The sequence below is a fragment of the Tritonibacter scottomollicae genome (assembly GCF_003003215.1).
GTDB lineage: Bacteria > Pseudomonadota > Alphaproteobacteria > Rhodobacterales > Rhodobacteraceae > Epibacterium > Epibacterium scottomollicae.
Window position 1 is genome coordinate 1 of the sequence record NZ_PVUF01000054.1, and the last position, 3,147, is coordinate 3,147.

Here is a 3,147-nt window from a genome sequence, read left to right on the forward strand (position 1 = left end):
ACCAAAGACGAGTGGCGGTGAAGCACAGATAGCACTCTTTGCAAAACAAGCCATTCCGTCAAAGCACATCTCAGCATCTAGACTATTTCTGCTACGGATGCGGGTTTGGGGGAGCTGTGCAACGAGATTTCAATTTGGGATTGCGCAACTGTTGACATATCCAAGTAATCAAAACCAAGTGTATCAAGCCCCAAACGCAGAAACTTCGCTGTGGTTATGGTCGTCTTCAAAACCTAAAGTTGGCAACGAAACGACATTATTTGGCTGAGTATTGAACTTATCAACTTGTTGGGCCAAGTCTGTCGCATCATTGGCCAGGATTTGGCTCGATGCGGTGGTCTCTTCCACCATTGCCGCATTTTGCTGTGTCACGGCATCCAATTGGCTCACACCAGTGTTAATCTCTTCCAACGTAACTGATTGCTCATGCGCACCTCGAGCGATTTCGGTTACGTGCCCGGAAATAGTTCCAACATTCTCAATTATTGAACTGAGCTCTACGCCAGCTTGCCCTACCAAATCTACACCCTTGGAAACATGACTAGAGCTCTCCGAGATCAGCCCCTTGATCTCTCCAGCGGCCTCAGTCGAACGTTGGGCGAGGGCTCTAACCTCGGAGGCAACGACTGCAAAACCGCGACCGGCTTCACCCGCTCTAGCCGCTTCTACCCCGGCGTTTAGTGCAAGTAGGTTGGTTTGAAAGGAGATGTCATCGATGACAGAAATGATGTGGGAAATTTTGTCTGAGGATTCTTGAATGTGATCCATGGCTAGGATTGCGTCTTGCACAACTTGATTGCTTCCTTGGGCCGCAGCTCTGGCGTTTGCAACAATTTCTTCTACTTGTTTCGCGCCCTCTGCAGCGGAGCGCACTGTGGAGGTAAGTTCTTCAATCGCAGCTGCTGTTTGCTCCAGCGTCGCCGCTTGAGTTTCTGTACGGTTGGACAATTCAGATGTTGAGCTGTTGATCTCTTGTGCAGTTGTCGAGACAGTATCTGACACCGCCTTTACAGCTTCCATGGCTACGGAGAGTTTTTCCATAGCCTTGTTTAGGGATTGGCCAAGCACACAAAGATCATCAATATCAGAGACTTGAACTCGTTGAGCAAGGTCGCCATTTGCCATACTTGTCAAACTGCGGGCGATATCCTCAGTGTCCTTGCGACGCTGAGTGACGTCTGTCGCGAGTTTGATGACCTTTTCGACATTTCCTTCAGTATCAAACACCGGTGCATAGGTTGCCTGAATCCAGATTTCAGAGCCATTTTTTGTTAATCTGGGAAACTGGTCTGTAAAGAACTTACCTGAGGCCAAGTCACTCCAGAAACCCTTATAGGCGGCTGTTTTTCCATATTCCTTATCGACAAACATTGAGTGATGCTGACCGACAATCTCCTTAAGCTCATACCCCAGTGCTGAAAGAAAGTTCTCATTTGCTTTCAGAATTGTTCCATCGGGCTCAAACTCAATCACTGCTTGTGTGCGATCGATGACATCCATGAATGCCTGCTTTTCGGCAAGCTCCTTGGCTAGCGCGCGACGTTCTGAAGAAAACAACATTCTCTACCACCTGGAAGTTAAACTGCTAAAGATAGTTAACTTTGACATTTGGATGTTAACAAAAGAAAAATGGAAAAATTTTCATCCTTGAGTTGATTCTTTTGCTGATTTTTTGGCCATAAGTATCAGTCTGAAACTTTATAGCAACCTGAGGGTGATTTAACGATTGATGACCACTTTGCCGGAAAGCGAATCGCTAGCAAGTTTTCTGAAGCAATCTTGCTGTCACCGACAGTTGTATTTTGCGCTGTCCTTAGAGCGACAACCGTCACAGAAATTGCCGTGTGAGCGATAGCTGAACCGCGACTCCTACTGCCTTCGAGGGTAGGGGGATCGGCCCAGTTCCGCCATCATCTTTTCCCTGAACACTTCGGCTGGCGTCTTCCATCCAAGGCATTTGCGGGGCGTGTTGTTGAGGCGGTCGCAGATCATTTTCAGTTCATGATCCGAGACTGCCTTGATGTCGCGTTTGCGGGGCAGCCAGCGTCGCACCCGGCGATTGGTGTTTTCCACGGTGCCTTTCTGCCACGGCGAAGAGGGATCGCAATACCAGGTCTGTGTCCCGATTTCGGCTTGGAGATGTGGCCAGCTGACGAACTCGGCGCCGCGGTCGAAGGTAATGGACTTGCGGGCCAGGTGGGGTAGGTCACGGACAGCCTTCATGATCTTACCCATGACGGGTTTTGTGCGCTTGTTCGGGTTCTTCAGGAGCACTGTGAACCGACTTACGCGCTCGACCAAGGATGTCACATTCGACTGCCCAAGGCTCTGTTTGAACAGCATCAAATCTCCCTCCCAGTGACCGAACTGGCGGCGGTGCGCCACGTCGTCGGGGCGAAACAGGATGCTGATATCATGATCGAACTTGGGCGGAAGGCGTTTCCTGGCACGGCGGGGGCGACGGTGTTTGCGGTGATTTGGCAGATACCACCACAACTCCTGCTCCATGCCCTCCTTGGAGTAGATGTAGCGGTAGATGGTTTCCTGGCAGACCCTGAGCCTGACGCCTTCATAGATCATCCGGTTGCCGATCTGTTCAGGCGTCCATCCATTCTTCAGTCGCTCAATCACCCGTTTGCGCAGTTCTGGATGGCGGATCAGTTTGCGCTGCCGGGAGCGCCGATCGGTCGCCATCAGATGGGCGGCAGCACCATAGTAGCCGTCACATTTGGGCATGCACCCATCGCTGAAATAGTTCCGCTTGATCTCGTGGTGGATGGTGGCCTTCGAGCGCTTCAGCACGCGTGCTATCTCGTTCACTGGGACCTTTGCATGTCTCCAGCGTTCGATTCTGCGACGCTCCTCAATGCTCAGCTGCGTGTAAACAGCTCCCATGGCACAATCTCCTCATTAGATAACTCATTGTTTTCTAATAGGAGTCGCACTTGAAGGTAGCGCACATCGGGTACACAGAATTGTTGCAACCATCCAGAAATGTCACAAGTTCTGCAAAGCCTTGTGGGTGGGAGTGCATTGGGATGTATGTGTGCCTGGAAATATGGGGCTGCTACCGGATTTCTTGTTGCCCCCTAGCGAATGCTATTTCTGTTTATGCAGAAGAGATGGAGATCTGTGACAGGGCCTGAA

General features: G+C 50.6%; 2 protein-coding genes. Both read right to left on the minus strand.

Going from position 1 to position 3,147, the window contains the following annotated elements; translation table 11 throughout:
• Nucleotides 1-183: 183 nt before the first annotated feature.
• On the minus strand, nucleotides 184-1,560 hold the full coding sequence (locus CLV89_RS22145) for a methyl-accepting chemotaxis protein (protein WP_106165737.1): 1,377 nt from the start codon (nucleotides 1,558-1,560) through the stop codon (nucleotides 184-186).
• 309 nt (nucleotides 1,561-1,869) lie between these two features.
• Entirely contained in the window at nucleotides 1,870-2,895 is a 1,026-nt protein-coding gene (locus tag CLV89_RS22150) for an IS30 family transposase (RefSeq protein ID WP_106165738.1), read from the minus strand.
• Between the last annotated feature and the right edge of the window lie 252 nt (nucleotides 2,896-3,147).